This is a genomic window from Clostridium sp. CM027 (genome assembly GCF_024730565.1).
Classification (GTDB): Bacteria; Bacillota; Clostridia; order Clostridiales; family Clostridiaceae; genus Clostridium_AD; species Clostridium_AD estertheticum_B.
Map to the genome: position 1 here is coordinate 1,268,208 of NZ_CP077725.1, position 19,900 is coordinate 1,288,107.

Annotated in this window: 16 protein-coding genes and 1 pseudogene; 8 read left to right on the plus strand and 9 right to left on the minus strand. The window is 31.8% G+C overall.

Annotated elements, in window-relative coordinates; all coding sequences use genetic code 11:
• Position 1: 1 nt before the first annotated feature.
• From KTC92_RS06045 to pknB, 5 genes are all read left to right on the plus strand, one after another.
• Positions 2 to 811, plus strand: a complete 810-nt coding sequence (locus KTC92_RS06045) for an endonuclease/exonuclease/phosphatase family protein (RefSeq protein WP_220287099.1) — start codon at positions 2 to 4, stop codon at positions 809 to 811.
• 18 nt (positions 812 to 829) lie between these two features.
• Complete coding sequence (locus KTC92_RS06050) at positions 830 to 1,717, plus strand: DUF4380 domain-containing protein (RefSeq protein WP_216302960.1); 888 nt, start codon at positions 830 to 832, stop codon at positions 1,715 to 1,717.
• Positions 1,718 to 1,784: 67 nt separating this feature from the next.
• Entirely contained in the window at positions 1,785 to 2,432 is a 648-nt protein-coding gene (pgmB, locus tag KTC92_RS06055) for a beta-phosphoglucomutase (protein ID WP_216302959.1), read from the plus strand.
• Between the two features lie 31 nt (positions 2,433 to 2,463).
• Entirely contained in the window at positions 2,464 to 4,761 is a 2,298-nt protein-coding gene (locus tag KTC92_RS06060; RefSeq protein WP_220287097.1) for a glycoside hydrolase family 65 protein, read from the plus strand.
• A 211-nt stretch (positions 4,762 to 4,972) separates the two neighbouring features.
• Entirely contained in the window at positions 4,973 to 6,634 is a 1,662-nt protein-coding gene (gene pknB, locus KTC92_RS06065; protein ID WP_220287095.1) for a Stk1 family PASTA domain-containing Ser/Thr kinase, read from the plus strand.
• A 225-nt stretch (positions 6,635 to 6,859) separates the two neighbouring features.
• Here pknB and KTC92_RS06070 read toward each other — a convergent pair.
• Both KTC92_RS06070 and KTC92_RS06075 read right to left on the minus strand, forming a co-directional pair.
• Positions 6,860 to 7,402, minus strand: a pseudogene (locus tag KTC92_RS06070) (glutathione peroxidase); the annotation flags it as partial.
• A 320-nt stretch (positions 7,403 to 7,722) separates the two neighbouring features.
• Entirely contained in the window at positions 7,723 to 9,450 is a 1,728-nt protein-coding gene (locus KTC92_RS06075; protein ID WP_216302955.1) for an oleate hydratase, read from the minus strand.
• A 203-nt stretch (positions 9,451 to 9,653) separates the two neighbouring features.
• Here KTC92_RS06075 and dhaS point away from each other — a divergent pair, with 203 nt between their 5' ends.
• Positions 9,654 to 10,208, plus strand: coding sequence for a dihydroxyacetone kinase transcriptional activator DhaS (gene dhaS / locus KTC92_RS06080; protein ID WP_216302954.1), 555 nt, complete (start codon positions 9,654 to 9,656; stop codon positions 10,206 to 10,208).
• Positions 10,209 to 10,332: 124 nt separating this feature from the next.
• Here the strand turns inward: dhaS and KTC92_RS06085 are convergent, their stop codons facing one another.
• The 6 genes from KTC92_RS06085 to KTC92_RS06110 all read right to left on the minus strand — a co-directional run bounded on the left by KTC92_RS06085 (position 10,333) and on the right by KTC92_RS06110 (position 15,327).
• A complete protein-coding gene (locus KTC92_RS06085) occupies positions 10,333 to 11,991 on the minus strand; it encodes an oleate hydratase (RefSeq protein WP_220287091.1) in 1,659 nt (552 codons plus the stop codon).
• A 217-nt stretch (positions 11,992 to 12,208) separates the two neighbouring features.
• On the minus strand, positions 12,209 to 12,574 hold the full coding sequence (locus KTC92_RS06090; protein WP_220287089.1) for a hypothetical protein: 366 nt from the start codon (positions 12,572 to 12,574) through the stop codon (positions 12,209 to 12,211).
• A gap of 162 nt (positions 12,575 to 12,736) precedes the next feature.
• On the minus strand, positions 12,737 to 13,555 hold the full coding sequence (locus KTC92_RS06095) for a DUF4037 domain-containing protein (RefSeq protein ID WP_220287087.1): 819 nt from the start codon (positions 13,553 to 13,555) through the stop codon (positions 12,737 to 12,739).
• 53 nt (positions 13,556 to 13,608) lie between these two features.
• Complete coding sequence (locus KTC92_RS06100) at positions 13,609 to 14,703, minus strand: radical SAM protein (RefSeq protein WP_220287112.1); 1,095 nt, start codon at positions 14,701 to 14,703, stop codon at positions 13,609 to 13,611.
• A 191-nt stretch (positions 14,704 to 14,894) separates the two neighbouring features.
• Positions 14,895 to 15,059, minus strand: coding sequence for a hypothetical protein (locus KTC92_RS06105; RefSeq protein ID WP_220287085.1), 165 nt, complete (start codon positions 15,057 to 15,059; stop codon positions 14,895 to 14,897).
• Positions 15,052 to 15,327, minus strand: coding sequence for a hypothetical protein (locus KTC92_RS06110; RefSeq protein WP_220287084.1), 276 nt, complete (start codon positions 15,325 to 15,327; stop codon positions 15,052 to 15,054). Before KTC92_RS06110 ends, KTC92_RS06105 begins: the two co-directional genes overlap by 8 nt.
• 94 nt (positions 15,328 to 15,421) lie before the next feature.
• Here KTC92_RS06110 and KTC92_RS06115 point away from each other — a divergent pair, with 94 nt between their 5' ends.
• A complete protein-coding gene (locus tag KTC92_RS06115; protein ID WP_220287083.1) occupies positions 15,422 to 17,353 on the plus strand; it encodes a DUF2207 domain-containing protein in 1,932 nt (643 codons plus the stop codon).
• Between the two features lie 121 nt (positions 17,354 to 17,474).
• Complete coding sequence (locus KTC92_RS06120; RefSeq protein ID WP_258280710.1) at positions 17,475 to 17,933, plus strand: LemA family protein; 459 nt, start codon at positions 17,475 to 17,477, stop codon at positions 17,931 to 17,933.
• A 118-nt stretch (positions 17,934 to 18,051) separates the two neighbouring features.
• Here KTC92_RS06120 and KTC92_RS06125 read toward each other — a convergent pair whose 3' ends face one another.
• Complete coding sequence (locus KTC92_RS06125) at positions 18,052 to 19,716, minus strand: thiamine pyrophosphate-binding protein (RefSeq protein ID WP_220287082.1); 1,665 nt, start codon at positions 19,714 to 19,716, stop codon at positions 18,052 to 18,054.
• Positions 19,717 to 19,900 lie beyond the last annotated feature (184 nt).

The window sequence follows — 19,900 nt, forward strand, 5'->3', positions numbered from 1 at the left end:
AATGAAATTATTAACTTTAAATTGTCATTCTTGGATGGAAGAAAGCCCAAAAGAAAAGATGAGCATTATTGCAAATACTATAAAAGAAAAAAATTTTGATGTAATTGCCCTGCAAGAAGTAAATCAATCTATAAAGGAAAATATAGCCTTTAATAACATAAAACAAGATAATTTTGCTTTAGTTTTATTAAAAGAATTAGAGAACTTAGGATGCAAAGAATACTCAATGCTGTGGGATTTTTCTCATATAGGTTATGGAATATATGAAGAAGGGGTAAGTATTATAACTAAACATAAAATAATAGAAGAAGATTCTTACTCATTTTTCATAAGCAACAGCAAGGACTTGGATTTTTGGAAAACTAGAAAGGTCGTAAAAGCTTCAATTAGAATAAATAACGAAATTATAGATTTCTACTCTTGTCATTTAGGCTGGTGGCAAGATGAAGAAGAACCGTTCAGTCAGCAAGTAGATAAGTTACTTAATAATATGAAAAATGACAGATTAACATTCTTTATGGGAGATTTTAATAATAACGCTTTTGCATCAAATGAAGGCTATGATTATTTAATGAAAAAAGGAATAAAGGATACTTATACCCTCTCTAAGGAAAAAGATTGTGGTATAACTGTAAAAGGTAAAATAGATGGATGGGATTTAAATAAAAATGATTTAAGGCTGGATCTAATTTTAACAAATAAATGTGTAGATGTTAAATATTCTAAAGTAATATTTAATGGCAAAAACGACTTCGTGGTGTCAGACCATTATGGAGTAGAAATAGATACAAGTTTGGGGTTATTCCCCTAAAACGGAAGGGTTTTGAGTATGCTAAATTATTCAATAGTAAAGTGTAAAAACACACAAGAGATAATACTTGAAAACGGAATAATAAAAGTAATTATAGTCCCAGAGCAGGGTGGTAGGATTTTAGAGTTTTCAACAGAAAATTTAAATGTGTTATATAGAAATGCGAATCTTATAGGAATTAAAGGTGATATAAAAGCTGAATATATTCCAGAAAACTGGCTTAATTTTGGAGGATATAAAGGTTGGCCTGCTCCACAAACAAAATGGGCATGGCCTCCAATATTTGATATTGATTTAAATGTTTTTGAATACGACATAGCTAAGTTAGAAAATTCATTAGTAGTTACATTAAGTAGTCCTATATCAAACATTGTTGGTCTTAAATTTATAAGGGAAATATTATTTGAAGATAAATGTAATCATATAACTATAAAGGAAACCATAGTTAACTTAAATGAAGAACCAGTACAATGGGCAGTTTGGGGTAATACCCAAGCATTATCTCCTGGATATATAGATATAAAACTAAACTCTGACGTATTTATAGGAGGAATAACATTTTATCAAGATTTTGATATACCTTCAAACAATGCTTATTCTTTGAGAAAAGAAGATAGAAAAATTTTAAGATTGAATTGTAACAATGAAGAGAAGTTTAAAGTAGGTGTAGTAACAGATGATGCGATACTAAGATATTATTGCAGTGCATATAAACACAAAACCCTCTTACTTACGCAGAAATTTCAGTATGAAGGACAAGTTGTATATCCACATGGAAGTAATGTTGAAGTTTATGTGGATGATAAGCTAGCCTACACTGAGCTTGAAATTCTTGGAGGTATGAGCAGCATAATGCCAGGTGAAAGTAAAAGTATCCAAATGGTTTGGCAATTAGAATTAGTATAAATAATATAGCTTTTTTAGATATAAGTATTAAAAGTTTATTAATAATAAAAACTGGAGGTAAAAAGCAATGACAAAGATTAAGGCTTGTTTGTTTGATTTAGATGGGGTGATTGTAGATACTGCTAAATATCATTATTTAGCATGGAGAAGACTAGCTAAGGAATTAGGGTTTGATTTTACAAAGGAGCAAAATGAAAGCTTAAAAGGTATAAGTAGAATGGAATCTCTTAAAATACTTTTAAATATAGGAGGTTTAACTTTAACTGAAGCAGAAAAAATGACTCTTGCAGAGAAAAAGAATAATTGGTATCGTGAGTATATTTTAAAGATGACCCCTGATGAAATTTTACCTGGTACAGTGGAATTTTTAGAAGAATTAAAGAATAATGGGATTAAAATTGCACTAGGTTCTGCAAGTAAAAATGCCATGACCATATTAAATAATATAAAATTAGTTAATCACTTTGATGCAATAATCGATGGAACTAAAACAAGCAATGCAAAGCCCGATCCAGAAGTTTTCTTATTGGGTGCAAAGGAACTTGGTGTATCCCCTTCTGAATGTGTAGTTTTCGAAGATGCCAAGGCGGGTATTGAATCCGCAATAAATGCTGGAATGTATAGTGTTGGAATCGGCGATCCACTTGTTTTAAATAAAGCTAATATCGTTGTTTCTTCTTTGAAAGAAATGACATTTGAAAAATTAAATTATTAAACTATTAAATTTATTGTAAAGGAGACTCAATATGAAACAATATTTAAAATTAGATGAATGGAATATTATAGAGGAAGGTTTTAACCAAGATAATCATGAAGTATCTGAAGGAATTTTTAGTATAGGAAATGGGTATATGGGACAAAGAGCTAACTTCGAAGAAACGTACAGCGGAAAGTCTCTTCAGGGAAGTTATATGGCAGGAGTTTACTATCCGGATAAAACAAGAGTTGGCTGGTGGAAAAATGGATACCCAGAATATTTTGCAAAGGTATTAAATTCTACCAATTGGATTGGAATAGATGTTAGTGTTGATGGAGAAACACTAGACCTTGCAAAATGTGAAGTGAAAAATTTTGTGAGAATTTTAAATATGAAAGAAGGATATCTACATAGATGCTTTACCGCAAAGCTTACTAGCGGAAAAGAAGTAAATGTAGATGCAAAGAGATTTGTAAGTATTGCTGCAAAAGAAATAGGAGCAATTAGATATTCAATTACACCAGTTAATTTTGAAGGTACATTGTGTATATCCGCTTACTTAGATGGTGATATAAAAAATGCGGATTCTAATTATGATGAAAAATTTTGGGATGAAATCTCAAAGCAGTGCAATAAAGAACAATCATCTTTAATAGTAAAAACAAAAAAACTTGATTTTTATGTGTGTTCTTCAATGAAACTAGATATTTTTCGAGCAGATAAAAAGGTAGATTTTAATGCAGAATTTATAGAATCAGAAAAATTTGTAGGTAATATAGTTAGTTTAAATGTAAAACAAAATGAAGAAATCGTAGTGTATAAGTATGTTTGCAATGTAACTTCAAGAGATTACGCTGTAGAAGAATTATTGGCTGTTAATAGAAAATTTTTAGATAAAGCTTATGGAAGCGGTTTTGAATTATTACTTAAAGATCAAGCAATAGCTTGGGGTGAAAAATGGAAACAAAGCGATATTGTTATTGAAGGAGATGTTTCGGCGCAGCAAGCTATTAGATTTAATATTTTTCAATTGAATCAGACATATTCTGGAGAAGATGATAGATTAAACATAGGCCCAAAGGGTTTTACAGGAGAAAAATATGGTGGAAGTACTTATTGGGATACAGAAGCATATTGCATACCATTTTATTTAAGTACTGCTGATCCAAGTATATCTAGAAATCTTTTGCTTTATAGGTATAAGCAATTAGAAAAAGCTAAAGAAAATGCAAGAAAATTAGGTTTTACAAAAGGTGCTCTATATCCAATGGTTACTATGAATGGAGAAGAGTGTCACAATGAATGGGAAATAACTTTTGAAGAAATTCATAGAAATGGTGCTATAGCATATGGTATATATAATTATGTTAATTATACTGGAGATAAATGTTATTTAGGTCAATATGGATTAGAAGTATTAGTAGAGATCTCAAGATTCTGGGAAGAAAGAGTTAGTTTTGCTTCAAACAAAGGAAAATATGTAATACTTGGAGTTACTGGCCCTAATGAATATGAAAATAATTCAAATAATAACTGGTATACTAATAGAATTGCTGCTTGGACACTAGAATATACTACTTGTGTAATTAATCATTTAAAAAATAATGAACCTGGGAGATATTCAGAGTTAGTAAATAAATTAGGTTTAAAAGAAGCAGAAGTTAGTAAATGGCAAGATATCATTAAAAATATGTATTATCCAGTAGATGAAGAGCTAGGGATATTCATGCAACAAGATGGATATATGGATAAGCAGCAGATTCTTGTAAAAGACTTGGATCGCAAAAATTTACCATTAAATCAAAAATGGTCTTGGGATAGAATTCTTAGATCTTGCTTTATAAAACAAGCAGATGTATTGCAAGGAATATATTTTCTACAAGATAGATATGATTTAGATACCATAAGAAGAAATTTTGAATTTTATGAGTCAAGAACAGTACATGAGTCATCTTTATCTCCTTGTGTGCATACTATCCTTGCCGCAAAATTAGGAAAACATGAAAAAGCTTATGAAATGTATCTTAGAACTGCAAGACTAGATTTAGACAATTACAATAACGATACAAAAGATGGATGTCATATTACTAGTATGGCTGGAACTTGGATGTCCGTAGTTGAAGGCTTTGCTGGGATGAGAGTAAAAGATGGAAAGCTTCTTTTAAATCCTTTTATACCAAAAAATTGGAGTTCATTCTCTTTTAATGTTTTGTTTAGAGAATCATTACTTAAAATAAATATCAAAACACATAAAGTTATTATTACCAGCGAAAATAAGCAACAAATAACTTTATGCGTTAACGGTAAAGATTATACAATAAACGGAGAAATTGAAATTTCCTCTTAAAAATAAAAAACAGAAGGCTATTTTACTTTTAAAAAGTAAAATAGCCTTCTGTTTTCATTTTTTATTGATAAAATTATATTGAAAATCAGATGCGGACATTGGTTTTCCAAAACAAGCAATTAAAAACTTAGTAGTTTAATTAAAGATAAACGTCTCATAAGTGCTACTATGTTATAATAAATACATTGCCGTTTTTCATGGGAGGCTAAATATGATAGGAAAATTACTTTTAAATAGATATGAGTTATTAGAGAAAATTGGCGAAGGCGGTATGGGAACTGTCTATAAAGCAAAGTGCCACTTGTTAAATAGATTTGTCGCTGTAAAGATATTAAAAGCAGAGTTAAGTAATGATGAAGAGTTTGTTTTAAGATTTAAAAGGGAAGCTACTTCAATCGCAAGATTGTCACATCCAAATATCGTGAATATTCATGATGTTGGTGCAGAAAACCATATTAATTTTATAGTTATGGAATATATTAATGGAATAACATTAAAGCAATTAATAAATGAAAATGTTAGACTTACTTCGCAAAAGGCTTTAGATATCTCACTCCAAATAGCCAAAGCACTTCAATGTGCACATATTAACAATGTAATTCATAGAGATATAAAACCGGATAATATCATGATAACAGAAGATAATATAGTTAAGGTTATGGATTTTGGAATAGCTAAAGTTGCTGATTCAAGAACCATAACCAATTCTAGTAAAGTTATGGGTACCGTACACTATTTTTCTCCAGAACAAGCAAAAGGAAATTTTATAGATTGTAGAACAGACATATATTCCTTAGGTATTGTAATGTATGAAATGATTACTGGACAAGTACCTTATAATTCAGAAAGCTCTATTTCCATAGCTATAATGCATATTCATGAACCCGTTACTGCGCCCAAAGAAATCATTACAGATATTCCTGAAAATATAAACCAGGTAATTTTGAAGGCAATGCAAAAAGAGCCTTTTAAAAGATACCAAACGGCTAAGGACATGGCAGATATAATAAATGCAATTAAAGAAGATTCTAATTATGAAGTTAAGGTAAATAATGACCTAGATGATGCTACAAATATTATGGGTGCAACAATATTTTCTGATATAAAAGACAATTTCACAACGGTTATGAGTGGAGCATCCATCGCTGAAAAAGCAGCAAATAAAAAAGATAACGAAGTAATAACGGGGAATGAGAAGACCGTTAATAATAAAAAGGCAGTAATTATTATTGCCTCAATTATTTTAGTTGTGATTGCTTCCATTTTAGGTAAATTTATATCCAACGGGACTTCTATTAATACACCAGCTCCCATTGTCGAAACTACAGTTCCAAAAGCAGATGAAAAATTACAGTCAGATGAGATACAGCATGTTGATAAAAAACAACAGGCAGATGAACAACTATCCGTTGTTGAAAATAAATTTGTGCCCTCACTTATTGGAAGGACCCAAGATATTGCAAATCAGACTGTAGTTAATAATGGCTTTATGCTTGGCAATATTTCAAATGAATATAGTGATAGTATTGCTCAGGGTTTAGTTATTAGTCAATCACCTGAGGTAAATACATCCTATGAAAAAGATGGCAAAGTAGATTTAGTTATAAGCCAAGGAAAAAAAATTGAACAGGTTACTGTCCCACAATTAAATGGCAAAACCCTTGATGATGCTAAAGAAATTCTAGATAACATTCAATTAGAGCTTGGGGAGAAAACACCTATAAATATGGATGACAAAGCCCGTAAGGGCAATCATTCCAAAAATAACAATAAAAAAATATTCATGCAAAATGCCGAGGCCGGTACCCTTGTAGATATAGGAACAAAAATAAATGTTTCTTATTATGGAAGTAAAAAGGATTTATCTAAGTAAATCAAAGGATTAGCAATGAGGAATTTTATGTAAAATTCTCATTACTAATCCTTTTAAATTCCATTCTGAAATGTCATTAACTAACTAATCATTTTTATCATTATATACAAAGTTGCAAGGTTTTCCTTCACAATTTAAAACTTCTTCATCATCTTTGCCAGTATAAATTTTTTTATTGTCTACGTCAACTTCTGATTTGTCAATTTCAGATATATCATTCTCCGCTAATAATTTTTCAATATCTGTTGACATAGCTGACGGCTCAATTGTTGGTTCATATCTTCCGACTACATTGCCATCTCTACCAATAAGGAATTTTGTAAAATTCCATTTCACTGAATCCCCTTCTAGGAATTCAGGAAATCTTTTGTAGAGTATATCATTAAGTTTTTTTTCATTAGGCTTATTCAGATCAAAACCTCTGAAAGTTGCTTCCTCTGTCAAATATTTAAAAAGCGGAAGGGCATTTTCCCCTCTTACATCACCCTTCTCGAACAATTGAAAACTCACTCCATAATTAATTGTGCAGAAATTCTTTATTTCATTGCTTTCACCTGGTTCCTGCCCAGCAAATTGATTGCTTGGATAGCCTAGTATTTCAAAGTCCTTATCCTTGTACTGTTCATAAATCTTCTCCAAACCCTCATACTGTGGTGTAAATCCACACTTACTTGCTGTATTAACTATAACCAATACCTTTCCCCTATATTGTTCCAAAGATATTTCTTCACCATCGATTGTAATTGCTTTAAAATCATAAATTGACATTTGCTATCCCTCCATATTATATAAATTTATCCATATTAAAATGTTATCATTAACATTATAGTATTCCTATTTCAACAAATAATTCTCAACTTTTATTGGTTATAACGACAATTTTTTTAATAAACACCAATAAATATTTCTTAATAATTATTATTGTTTGTATTGTATAAAGATATTATATCATAGAAATAAAATAAAGTACACTTAAAATTCATTTTGAAAGGACTCAATAAAGAATGTAACAGATAGAACTTAATTTTACCCGCTCAAAAAAATATAAATAGATTTGCAAAAGCAACCTACTTATATTTCCGAATTTTTTATCTAAATGAAGTTTTTAATGCTTCTTTTAATATCCTCGTATTCTTTCTATAAGGAGTTACTGGACAAATAGTTTTATCTTTTACATCAAATAACGTGTATATCGCAATTCTTGCTGCGCGTACAGAATATTCTTCTGTAAATACCATATCTTCTGGAATTTCAACGAACTGGCTAATCATAGCGAAATTTGTTGAGCATTCTGGTACAACACTTGGACGATCAGTCATCTTCCGAGGCTGGAACTGAGCATCTACATACGGCATCATACATGGAATAACATTAATTATAGTGTCCATAATTTCCTCTTGCTTGTCTTCCATATGCATGTGGTGTAGAAGTTCTATTAGCATTTCCTCACCTGTACAATCACGCATTGATTTCTTTACAAAATCACCAACTTTATCAGTATATATGCTATAGCCCCAGAACATAGTTGTATCAATGGGCTGATTTTTAAAGTGTGGTTGAGCTGCAACAACTATGCTCATTAACCAATTAGAATCCTTAAATGTCATTAATGCGCCACTACCTGGAATATTAGTGGAGAATTTTTCAATTAGGTTTAACAATTTATTACCCTTACAAGTCACGGTAAAGCTTTCCCAATTAGTTTCATTTGCATGTCCAAAGAAGGGTTCTGGATTTCCAAGACCTCTTTTCTTTTTAGCTATTTTCGCCCAAAGTTCACCAGATATTGGTTTGCTTGGATTATATTCTGCAGGTGTGTACATATCACCAAGAGTTGCGCAGTCAGTCATGCATCCATTTGTCATAATGCAAACGTCTCTAGGGTTTAACTGAATAACCCTTTCACCTTCTTTTTCTTCTATATGCATAGCCGTTACTGTAATTTCATCTCCTGATTTGAAATCTAAATCAGTTACAGTTGCATTTATACTAAAATCAACTCCAAAGTTATCTAAGTAAGCTTTTAATGGAAGAATAACAGACTCATATTGATTGTACTGAGTACGTGTAACCCCCTCTAAAGTTTCAATACGAGAAAATTCAAAAATCATACGTTCCATGTAACGCTTAAACTCAAAAAGACTGGACCATTTTTGGAAAGCAAAGGTTGTTTGCCACATATACCAAAAATTAGTTTCAAAGAAATGTGGCGTATGACTAAACCATTCCTCAATAGTCTTATTATCTAATTTTTCTCCTGAAGTAATCATAAGTTTTCCAAGAGCCATACGATCGGAATTATTAAAGCCCATACTAGTCACATCTAGAATTACTCCATCTTTATCAATTAACCGTGCCTGTGCATGTGTTGGGTGTAAATGATCAAAATTAAGAATTTCTTCTTTAACGCTTTTACCCGGCATATCTAGGGATGGTATACCTGAAAACAATTCCCAAAAATTCTCATAGGTTTCTTCATTTAACATTCTACCGCCACGGCATACATAACCATTTATGGCATCTCCTGCACCATCGTTACTGCCTCCTAAGATTTTCATTCCTTCAATAATATGAATATTTTCTCCTTTAAAGTTACAATCTCGTACAAGATAAGCAGCACCAGCTAAGGAAGCTAACCCTCCACCAATAAAATAAACTTGTCTATCTTCATTATTTCTATTTTCTGATAAATCTATCGTTGTTTTAGAATTATTTTTAAACTTCTTTGCACTAATAGTTGCTACAGCAGCCGCACCAGCTATTGCACCTAACGTAAGTAATACGTTCATACCATTTTTGCTTGATTTTTTACTCATAAAATTTCCCTCCATTTTGTCCCGTTAATAATAAATATCTTATCTATTATTATAAACCTAGTAACGTTAATTGTATTTACACACTTTTGAGTGTTTGTCTAAAAAACACGTGAAATTTAATTTTCTATTATAGAACTATCTACAAAAAATCCATATTTATGGTGTATAATTACTATTAAAACTAGTTTTTGTAGGTGATTATTATGTCTGAATCAATAATAACAGAAAAGGCCCTTGCTTTATCCTTAAAACAATTAATGAAAACAGTTCCTTTGTCAAAGATTTCAATTCAAAACATTGCAGACAATTGTAGACTTAATAGACAAACATTTTATTATCATTTTAAAGATAAATTCGATCTTGTGAATTGGATTTATTACACTGAAGTTACAGAATGCATCGCTAACTGCAATCGTTATGAAAATTGGACTGATGGCATGTATAGAACCTTGTGCTACCTAATGAATAATAATTCCTTTTATATTAATGCGCTTAACACACCTGGTCAAAATGCTTTTAATGGATATTTCTTTGACTTTAGTTGCGAACTTATTATGGGGATTGTTAATGATGTATCCTTAGGCATGAATGTTCCTGATATGGACAAAAAGTTTATTGCTGATTTTTATACCCATGCTTTTGTAGGTATAATCGTTCAGTGGATTAAAACCGGCATGAAAGACTCACCTCAAATCATGGTAGAAAAGATGCGAAATGTGGTTGAAGGCAGCATGCTTGGTGCTTTATCTAGACATTAATGAGGACGGTTGTCCAATCTTCTTTTTATAGAAAAATGGACAACCGTCCCATTAATTATCACCTTCGGTGCTATTTATCACCTTCGGTGCTATTCATCTTCTTCGAAGCTGAACTGTGATTAGCTTATTTCAATATCATAGATTTAAGTGCATTTATTTCTTTACTTAAGTTATCATCCTTCATCATTTCAAGGGCAGAATTAATTAGTACACGAACATCATGCTGTCCTTTATAAATAGGTGTAACTCTTTTATTTAGATTTAGGAATTTATAAACAGCAGTTTGTGCGCCTCTTACAGAATAATCCATAGTAAATACTACATCATCTTCTATTTCACAAAACTGTCCAAGTAATGCTAAATTAGTTGAACCTTCTGGAATAACTTGTGGTCTATCGCCCTTTTCTCTAGTTAAAAATTGTGCTGTTGTAAAAGGTAGTATACAAGGTATACAAATAGACGTTTTAAGAATCTTCTCCATATCCTCTTTAAAGTTTAGGTGATATAATACCTCAGTTAATATTTCCTCACCAGTACAATCCACCATCCTCTTCTTTATGAAATCACCTTTTGCATATGGGAACAAAGAATAACCCCAGAAAGTTTGTATGTTATCAGGTTGATTAAGAAAATGTGGTTGATTGTGTACAACTATTGTCATGAGCCATGCAGAATCTCTAAATGTCATATGAGCACCAGTTCCTGGTTGATTTCCTGAGAATTCTATTATTCTTTTATACATTGTTGGGTCTTTAAGAGTAACTGTGAAAGACTGCCACATTGATTCTTCAACACGTTCATCAAAGACTTGAGGTTTACCAAACTCAGGACGTCCCTTAGCAATTTTCTCCCAAAGATCCCATGCTCCACCTACACTTTTGTCGTTAATCTTTGCTGGTGTAGTCATTGATCCAAGGCTAGTACCCGCTGTTAAAGAGCCGATAGTAGCAAATGCAAGGTCTCCCTCTCCAACTTCTATTCTAGTTTCTTTCCCATTTTTTTCACATTTGAATGCTGTAACCGTAGTTTCAGTATCTGATGGTTTAAATTCAAAATCAGTTACCCTGCAATCTAATTCAAAATTAACACCTTGCGCCTCTAACCATTTTGTCATAGGTAATAACATTGAATCATATTGATTATATGGTGTACGACGTATTCCAGATAAATCACTTAGACGTGGTAATTCTTGAATAAATCTATGAAGATATCTCTTTAATTCTTTAGCACTGTGCCAAGTTTCAAATGCAAAGAGTGTAGTCCATTGAAGCCAGAAGTTTGATTTAAAAAATGGTTCTGGGAAACATTCTCTAATAGTTTTTGTTCCCAAAGAATCTTCAGAATTAATCATTATATCCATTAATGCCATTCTATCAGCGCGAACAAGTCCCAAAGCTGATACATCAGTTATTTTAGCATCATTATCTATTAATCTAGCTTTTGCATGGGTATGAATTTTTTTATTAAAAGCATTAAATTCATCAAGTATTGAAACTTTAGGATCAGTTAATGAAGGAATGCTTTCCATTACTCCAAAAGTACAAGCATAAGCTTCCCTATCAAACATTCTTCCACCACGAATTACATAACCATTCTCAGCATCACCACTTCCGTCCATGCTCCCACCTGTGATGTTTAATTCTTCATATATATGAATGTTTTTTCCTGGAACATGTCCATCTCTAATTAAAAATACCGCAGCAGAAAGTGATGCAAGTCCAGCACCAACCATATAAGCATTTATTTTTTCTACATCAATAGTTTGATCAAAATTAAATCTCATTTTAAACCCCTCCATTTGAAAAATTATGCCATAAGCCATAAGCCTAGGTCAATTTTGTATTTACCAAGTTAACCAAGTACATGCACTTTCAATCACTTGCATGCACTTGCTATAGATACAATATAAATTCAAACGAAAGGATTGTATATAATCAAATTTGTAAAACTGTCTAAAAAACATACATATGTCTTATAGTGTATAGTAAATAAAAATTAATTTATTCTATAACTTTAATATTTAATAGTGGCATTGCAATTACTTCTTTGTATTTTTTGGGAGCTCCACGTGCATATTTTAAATCCACATTATCACCAACCTTGAGCTTTAAAACTTCCTTTGCAACAGCCCTACCTGTGCTTGTATAATAAACTGTTTCTTTACTATCTTTACCGACAACTATAAAAACAATGTTTTCAATAGTTTCAATATTTTTTACAACGCCACTAAAAGTCTCTACCCCAGTAGTTTCAGGAAGTATAGTTTTAGGATTTTTATTCTTAGAATTTACACTACCATACATAAAAAAAATCCCTACTAAAACTAAACTTACAATAATCAAAGCATATTTAGATTTACATGACAAATCATTCACCTCTGCATTCATATTTCTTATTTTTCAAAATTCAGATTTTATTTCAACTAATATAGTTTATAAAATGCTAGCTAAAATCCAACTCTATGGAAGTTTCAAAATAATGATATTTCACTTTCAATCTTGATTCGTCGAGGGGGTTGTTAATAAGAACTATCTACCATATGGTATCCCCTCATTCTTTAGCAATATATCTAATTTATCAATCAATAAATCTATTTCTAATAATATTGTTATATCATTTACTGCTGAATACTTTAAAATATTATTAACGTTTATTCCCATATCTGTAGGCACTCTTAAATTATTATCTTTTATGATCTTAAGAATTTTTTTCTCACCTGGATGCGGCATTTCATTTATTGCAAATATAATATCAAAATAACTTGCAAACAATGCTGCTACTCTATGATTTACACTAATAAAATCATTTCTTTTTAAAGCCTTCTCAATTTGATAATAATATGAAGGCATTTGAAGCTTTAGTAGTGGATAGTTCTTTTTTATTATGTTTTGCTTTAATTCATAAGGATATCCTATCTCATATTTCTGTTTCAGCTTATTTAAATCACCATTTTTATCATACAGTATAATCGAATTTATGAAGTTAGCCCAAAAGCAAGTTGTATATCCTGCATCTGCTTCACATTTTACTAAGTTTCTATTTAATAAACCATCAATCCAATCTAAGTCTCTATATATAATTTCTACTGGGATATTACCTTCTTTTAGAAATCCATCATCTTCGGTTTCCCAAAAGGTATTATTTAGTTCCATGTAACTACAATATTTATCAGTAATTACCTTTCTCTTTAATATTGGTATTTCCTTAGATGTATAAATGTATATATCATAATCCGAATCTTTATCATTAGTTTTTGTTGCGTGTGATCCAGCTAATAAGATGCCCTCCACTTCTTCTATTTTTGAGAAAGCATTAACCAGTGACCTTACATTTGCATTAATATTCATAAAAAATTCACTCCTTTTCATTATTAAATTTGCGTATATATGTTTTAAATTTATTAACCGCTATTAATTAATTCTTTCACTTCCTTTTCTTTCTCAAAAAGAAGGCAACCACCCGCATGTTCTCCAATCAGCATTCCTGTTTCATTAAGTTTTGTAAATAGTGGCGACTTCAGAGCCTCTCTTAAAGTACATTCCTTTAAGTTTGTATCAGAATAAGGTGAGAAAGGACAGGGTTCTGCTGAACCATCTACATTAATGTGGAAGAAGCCTCTTCCAGCTGCAAGACATCCCCCTGAATATTTCTCATCACCAGGAAAGGATAGAAAAATAGCATCTTCATAGTGCTTTCTAAGTTTGTGCTGCTCACATTCCAATTTTTTGCGCTCATTCTCAGTAGGTGCAAGCTTCCATGTTTCTTTTGTCACGGGCACGTATTCTACAAAAACTAATGCCCTACAGCCTTTATTGTATAGCTTGTCAAAAAAAGCTTTACTGGAGACAGTCATGAAATTTTCAGTTGTCACCGTAGCAGAAGCCCCAAACAAAATACCTTTTTCCTTAAGTTTGTCCATTACATTCATTAAAACTTCATAAGTTCCTTCCCCTCGCCTACCATCTGTCTGCTCCATATCTCCTTCAATGCTAAGTATAGGTACAAGATTTCTATTTTCATGGAATAGCTTTATATACTCTTCCTGGAGCATTACACCATTGGTGAATATAGGAAACATAATCTCTTTCACCTTTGCTGCTTTTTCTATAACATCTTTTCTCATTAAAGGTTCTCCACCTGCAAGCAGTATAAAAGAAATTCCAATCTCCCTAGCTTCCATAAAAATACTTTCCCATCTTTCGGTAGACAACTGTTGTTTTTGTACTCCTTCTCCACAGGAGTTAAATTCCCTTGCATAGCAACCTTTACAAAACAGGTTACATCTACTGGTTATGCTAGAAATCAAAAATGCAGGAACATTTTCTCCTTTTCTTTCAAATCTCCCTCTCTTCTTTTTTGCTTCCCTACTTGATAATACATATTTTAATACAAATGCTGTTTCTTTTGTATTTTTAAAGGATGCCTTTAATATCCCCCTTACAACATTTTCAATGCCATTATTCATATATTCAGATAAATTGAAATTACTATTCATTCCTTCATCTCCTACAGCTATAATTACTTTATATTTGTCTATCAAACTGTTTTACAAGCTTTATGTAATCATCATTTTCAAGTATTACGACAGAAAATTCCTATTTAATTATACCATAATTACCTTAAATTGGTGTGCAGAGTTCAATCATTGTTCCTCTTGAAAATGGTGAAGTGATAGCACCCGTTATATCAGAAATTTTGCTGTAGCAGAATTCCTGAATATTCTTTATTTTGTATTTGTCTATTTACTGGTAGATGTCCTACACTTATAGGGTATGCACCATTACCATCAACTATAACATTTCTTTCAATACCAACATTGTCTGGTAAATCTAATAATGTACCATTATTCATCACGTTTAGCCGGTTTCTCATAATTATTCACTGTATATAAAACTGGCTTCCCTTTAATTTTCTCTATTCTTCCTTCTCTAATTAAAGCATTTAAATCACTGCAGGCATTAGTTCTTTGTATGTTTAATTTTTCAGCTATTTCAATAGCTGAAAATCCACTAGCCTTATCGTCACTTTCATAAATGACTTTGCATGACGTATTAAATAATTCAAATTTTTCAAAACATAATTCTCTATTTACTGATTTTAAATCTTTAGCTACATTCATAATTAAACTTTCCTTTTAAAATGACGTTAAAATATGAAATATAGTGAATTCCTTGAATAAATTGTATATAATAAGATTATAGGAAGGTGAATTTATGAAAAAGGGTTTCACAATAATTTTTACTAAAATGTTTTTGGCAATTGTTCTTTTTACTCTCTCTACATTTGGACAACAAGTATATGCTTCGGGAACTAAAACATATAATTTATCTAGGTATGCTATTAATGTAATAGTAAATAAGGACGGTTCAGCTAACTTTGAAGAGCGGCTTACTTATAATTTCGACGGTAAGTTTAATGGAGTTACTAGAGATGTTGATTTTTCTTTTACAAAAGGCATAAAAGACAAAAAAGTTTATGTACTGGAAAATGATAATTTGAAAGAACTTCAGCTAAATCCCGGTAATTCTCTTGATGCCACAGGTAAACCAGGCACCTATAACTTTATAGAGGAAGGAACCTTGGCGAGGCTTAAGCTTTTTGAGGTTTCAAAAAATCAAGAAAAAACCTTTGTTATAAAATACAAGTTAATTGATGCTGTTACAAAATATAAGGACACTGCAGAGTTTAACAGAAAGATAATTGACTCTAGGTGGAAAACTAGATTGGATAACATAAAAATAAAAATAACACTTCCACCTGGAGCTACAAAAGAGGAGTTGAAAATATTTACTCATGGGCCCCTTATAGGCGAATCTTCCATATTAGATAACCGTACTGTAGAATTTACTGTGCCTACAGTGTCACCGGGTACTTTTATAGAAACCCTGGTTTTATTCCCTATAAATCTTGTTCCTGGATCGAGTAATGTAGTAGATGAAACTGCACTACCTAGAATAATGGCAAATGAAGCTACCCTTGCGGATGAAGCAAATAAAACAAGAGAGGAATCAAGGAAGGAGGTGCAGCAGCAGGTTGAAATGCAATCGCAGCGTAAATCTGTAGGCAACCCTCTAGCAATAGTTCTCATACTGTTATGGTTTCCAATAATTTATTATATATATATAAAATATGATAAAGAAATTAAACCAAACTTTTATGGCAAGTATTACAGGGAGCTTCCGGGTGATTATACCCCCGCAGAAATGAGTGTTTTAATGTCCTTTGGCAAAGTAAATACTAGAGATGTAATGGCTACCCTTATGGATCTTGCAAGAAAGAAGAAACTTATAATTTCTCAAAATAAGATTACTAAAAAGGGTTTCTTTAATAGTAAGGAGATAGATAAATATGTAATTACCTTAAATGAAAAAGCACCATCAATAACTTTAAAGACGCACGAAGAGTTTTTGATAAGCTGGTTTATAGGTAAAATAGGAAACGGAAATTATGTTGCCCTTGATGAAATAAAGGATTATGTTAAAGAAAAGAGTGAAGCACTAGAATTTAAGGCTGATTATGATAAATGGAATACACTCGCATGTGAGGAAGCTGCTAAAAATGATTTTTTTGATCAAACCTGTAAAAAGGGAATCTTACTTGGAACATTAACAGGATTTTCTTATTTATTAATTGGAATAGCTGTTACATTACTACTGTTTACTCCAATTGCTGTAGTTGCCATAATTCAAGGGGTTATAATGGTGATTTTCTCAACATTAATAAAAAGAAGAACAGCATATGGAAATGAGCAGCATGCAATGTGGCAGTCCTTCAAAAACTTTTTAAAAGACTTCAGCAGATTAGATAAAGCTGAAATTCCGTCTATTATATTATGGGAACACTATCTTGTATACGCCATTTCTCTTGGCGTCGCAAAGGAAGTTATAAAACAGCTTCCTATTGTTTTCAGCGATGAGGATCTAAATAATAATAATAATCTCACCTATATGTATGGGGCAAGCTATGGTTACTTCAGTGGCTTTGGTGCAATGTTTGATGATACTATCCATACCGTGGAGGGTGCAATTTCCACAGCACAAAGCGTTGCAAGTTCTGAGAATTCATCATCTTCTGGTGGTGGTGGTGGCTTTAGTGGCGGTAGTTCCGGTGGCGGTGGCGGTTGTGGCGGCGGTGGCGCATTTTAATGCGTCATAATTAAAAAAGAATAAAGGAGCGATTTTTATGTTAATTCCAGTAATTATAATATCTGCACTAGTACTGATACTGATTTTTCTTTATAATAACCTCATAATCAAACGTAATAAGGTGAGGAATTCATGGAGCCAAATAGACGTACAACTAAAAAGAAGATTTGATCTTATCCCTAACCTAGTTGAAATTGTAAAAGGCTATGCTAATCATGAACGTAGTACCTTTGAAGAAGTAACCTCAGCCAGAACTAACTATCTTTCCTCAAATACACCTGGCGATATGATGAAGGCTAATGGTGAGTTAACACAGGTTCTTGGAAAATTGTTTGCTGTAGCAGAAGCATATCCAGAACTTAAGGCAAATACAAATTTTCTTGAGCTTCAGGGAGAATTGTCAAAAGCAGAGGATAAAATTAGCTATGCAAGGCAATTTTACAACGATGTTGCTATGGATTACAATAACTCTGTACAAATGTTTCCATCAAGTCTGATTGCAAGCATGTTTAGTTTCAAAGAAGAACCTTTCTTCAATGTGGATGAGAAAGAAAAAGCTACTCCGCAGATTAAGTTTTAGCAAGACAAATTGTATTCCCAATTTGTTAATGTCCCCCGGGATATTTCCCTAAATAGCTTGAGACTGAGATTGATAAAAGAGCATCCAAACGGATGCTCTTAATTTATTACTTCTTCATTTAATTCAAATTCATCCTCTTCGAATCTGCACAGCTCTCCGCAGGAGATGATTTAACTTTTTGTAATCTATCAGTATCTATAACAATTTCTGAACCATCAGTAACTAATTCAATAAGTAATGGTTGTGTTCTATTGTGTAGCAAGTCCTTTATGTTATCAACTTCCTCATTCGAGGTTATCTGTATAGCTTCTACTCCCATGGCTTCTGCAATAGAAGCTATACTTTTTTTAGCAAATTTAACTTTGCCTTTGCAACTTCTACCATATAGTACATTTAATCCATTATTAACAAGTCCTAACATTGAATTATTTACAACAAAGTAGATAATAGGTATATTATATTCTTTAGCTGTTAGTATTTCCATTCCATTCATGTAAAATCCACCATCGCCTACCATTACGGCATATGTTCTATCAGGATTAGCTAAGTATGAACCTACAACTCCCCCTACACCGGTTCCCATACATGCGTAATTTATACTTGTTTGAAAATCCATTGTCTCTTTTATTGGCATATACTTAAATAAACAATTAAAAAAATCCCCCATATCACTTACGAAACAAGTATCCGCAGGCAGTAAGTCTGATATTTTTTCAGTAAATAGTCTTAAAGACATCCCTGTATGGTTCTTTACATAAGGCTTATTCATCAAAGGTTTAATGAATGGATTTTCCTTTACTGATACATTGTTACTAATCAAAGTTACTGCTTGTTTTAGGTCGCAACAAACAGAAATATCTTCTTTAAAAACTTTATTAAACTCCGCTACATCCCAGTCTATTCTTATAACTTTTCTATCTTTAACGAGAATATCATTGTAATCCCTTGTTGCAGCTTGTCCTAAAGATGAACCAAGGATTAATAGACAACCAAATTGTTCTTTCTCTACATACTCCACAGCTCCATCTGCTGAACAAAATCCATAATTTCCAATATAATAAGGGAAGTCTGTGTGCACAATCCCTTTACCATTGGGTGTAGACATTACAGGCCATTTAAGTTTTTCGCTTAATGCTTTTATTTCTTTACTAATACCTCTTGAACCTCTACCAACTAAGATTAATCCCTTTTGAGTATTATTAATCTCATTAATAGCTTCTTTTAAACTTTTTTCATCAAACTGCATTGCTTCAATGACTATTTTATTAGTAGGAAGAATTCCTTTAAATTCATTATTTTGAATATCAAAAGGAATTGATAATGCAACGGGACCACATGGTGGTGTCATGGCTATTGTAATCGCTTTTTCAATCTCTTCAATAACTTCATCTTCATTTAGAATATTTTTCGAGTATTTTGTTAAGCTACTAAGCAATTTTATATTATCAAATTCTTGCAAAGCACCTTTGCCCATGAAAGACCTTTTTATATCCCCATTTATAACAAGCATAGGAAGTTTATTTCTTTGCGCGTCTGCAATTCCATTGATGGCATTGTTTACACCTACACCACCTGCCAACATACATACCCCTAATTTATTTGATAAATCAGAATATTTTGTAGCGCAGTAAGTAGCCCCTGCTTCATTCTTTGTTATTATAAATTCTATATCACTGTCATTTAAAGCATCAAGTATACCCGCAAATGTTGCAGATGGTATTCCAAATACGTAATTCACTTCATTAAGTGAAAGTGTCTTTATTATAGCGTCAGCTATTCTCATATGTTATATCCTCCGTAAATTTCAATTATTTTTTATGAATTATGCTATGTTAGATAAAATTGAGCTTTATTTCTCTGTTATATTCATTATATACAATTAAGCTCATATTTCCAATCTATGCTATCATATGAATATTTTATACATTCTTATACTAATTGTAGCATAATTTTCAAGTTTTATGCAT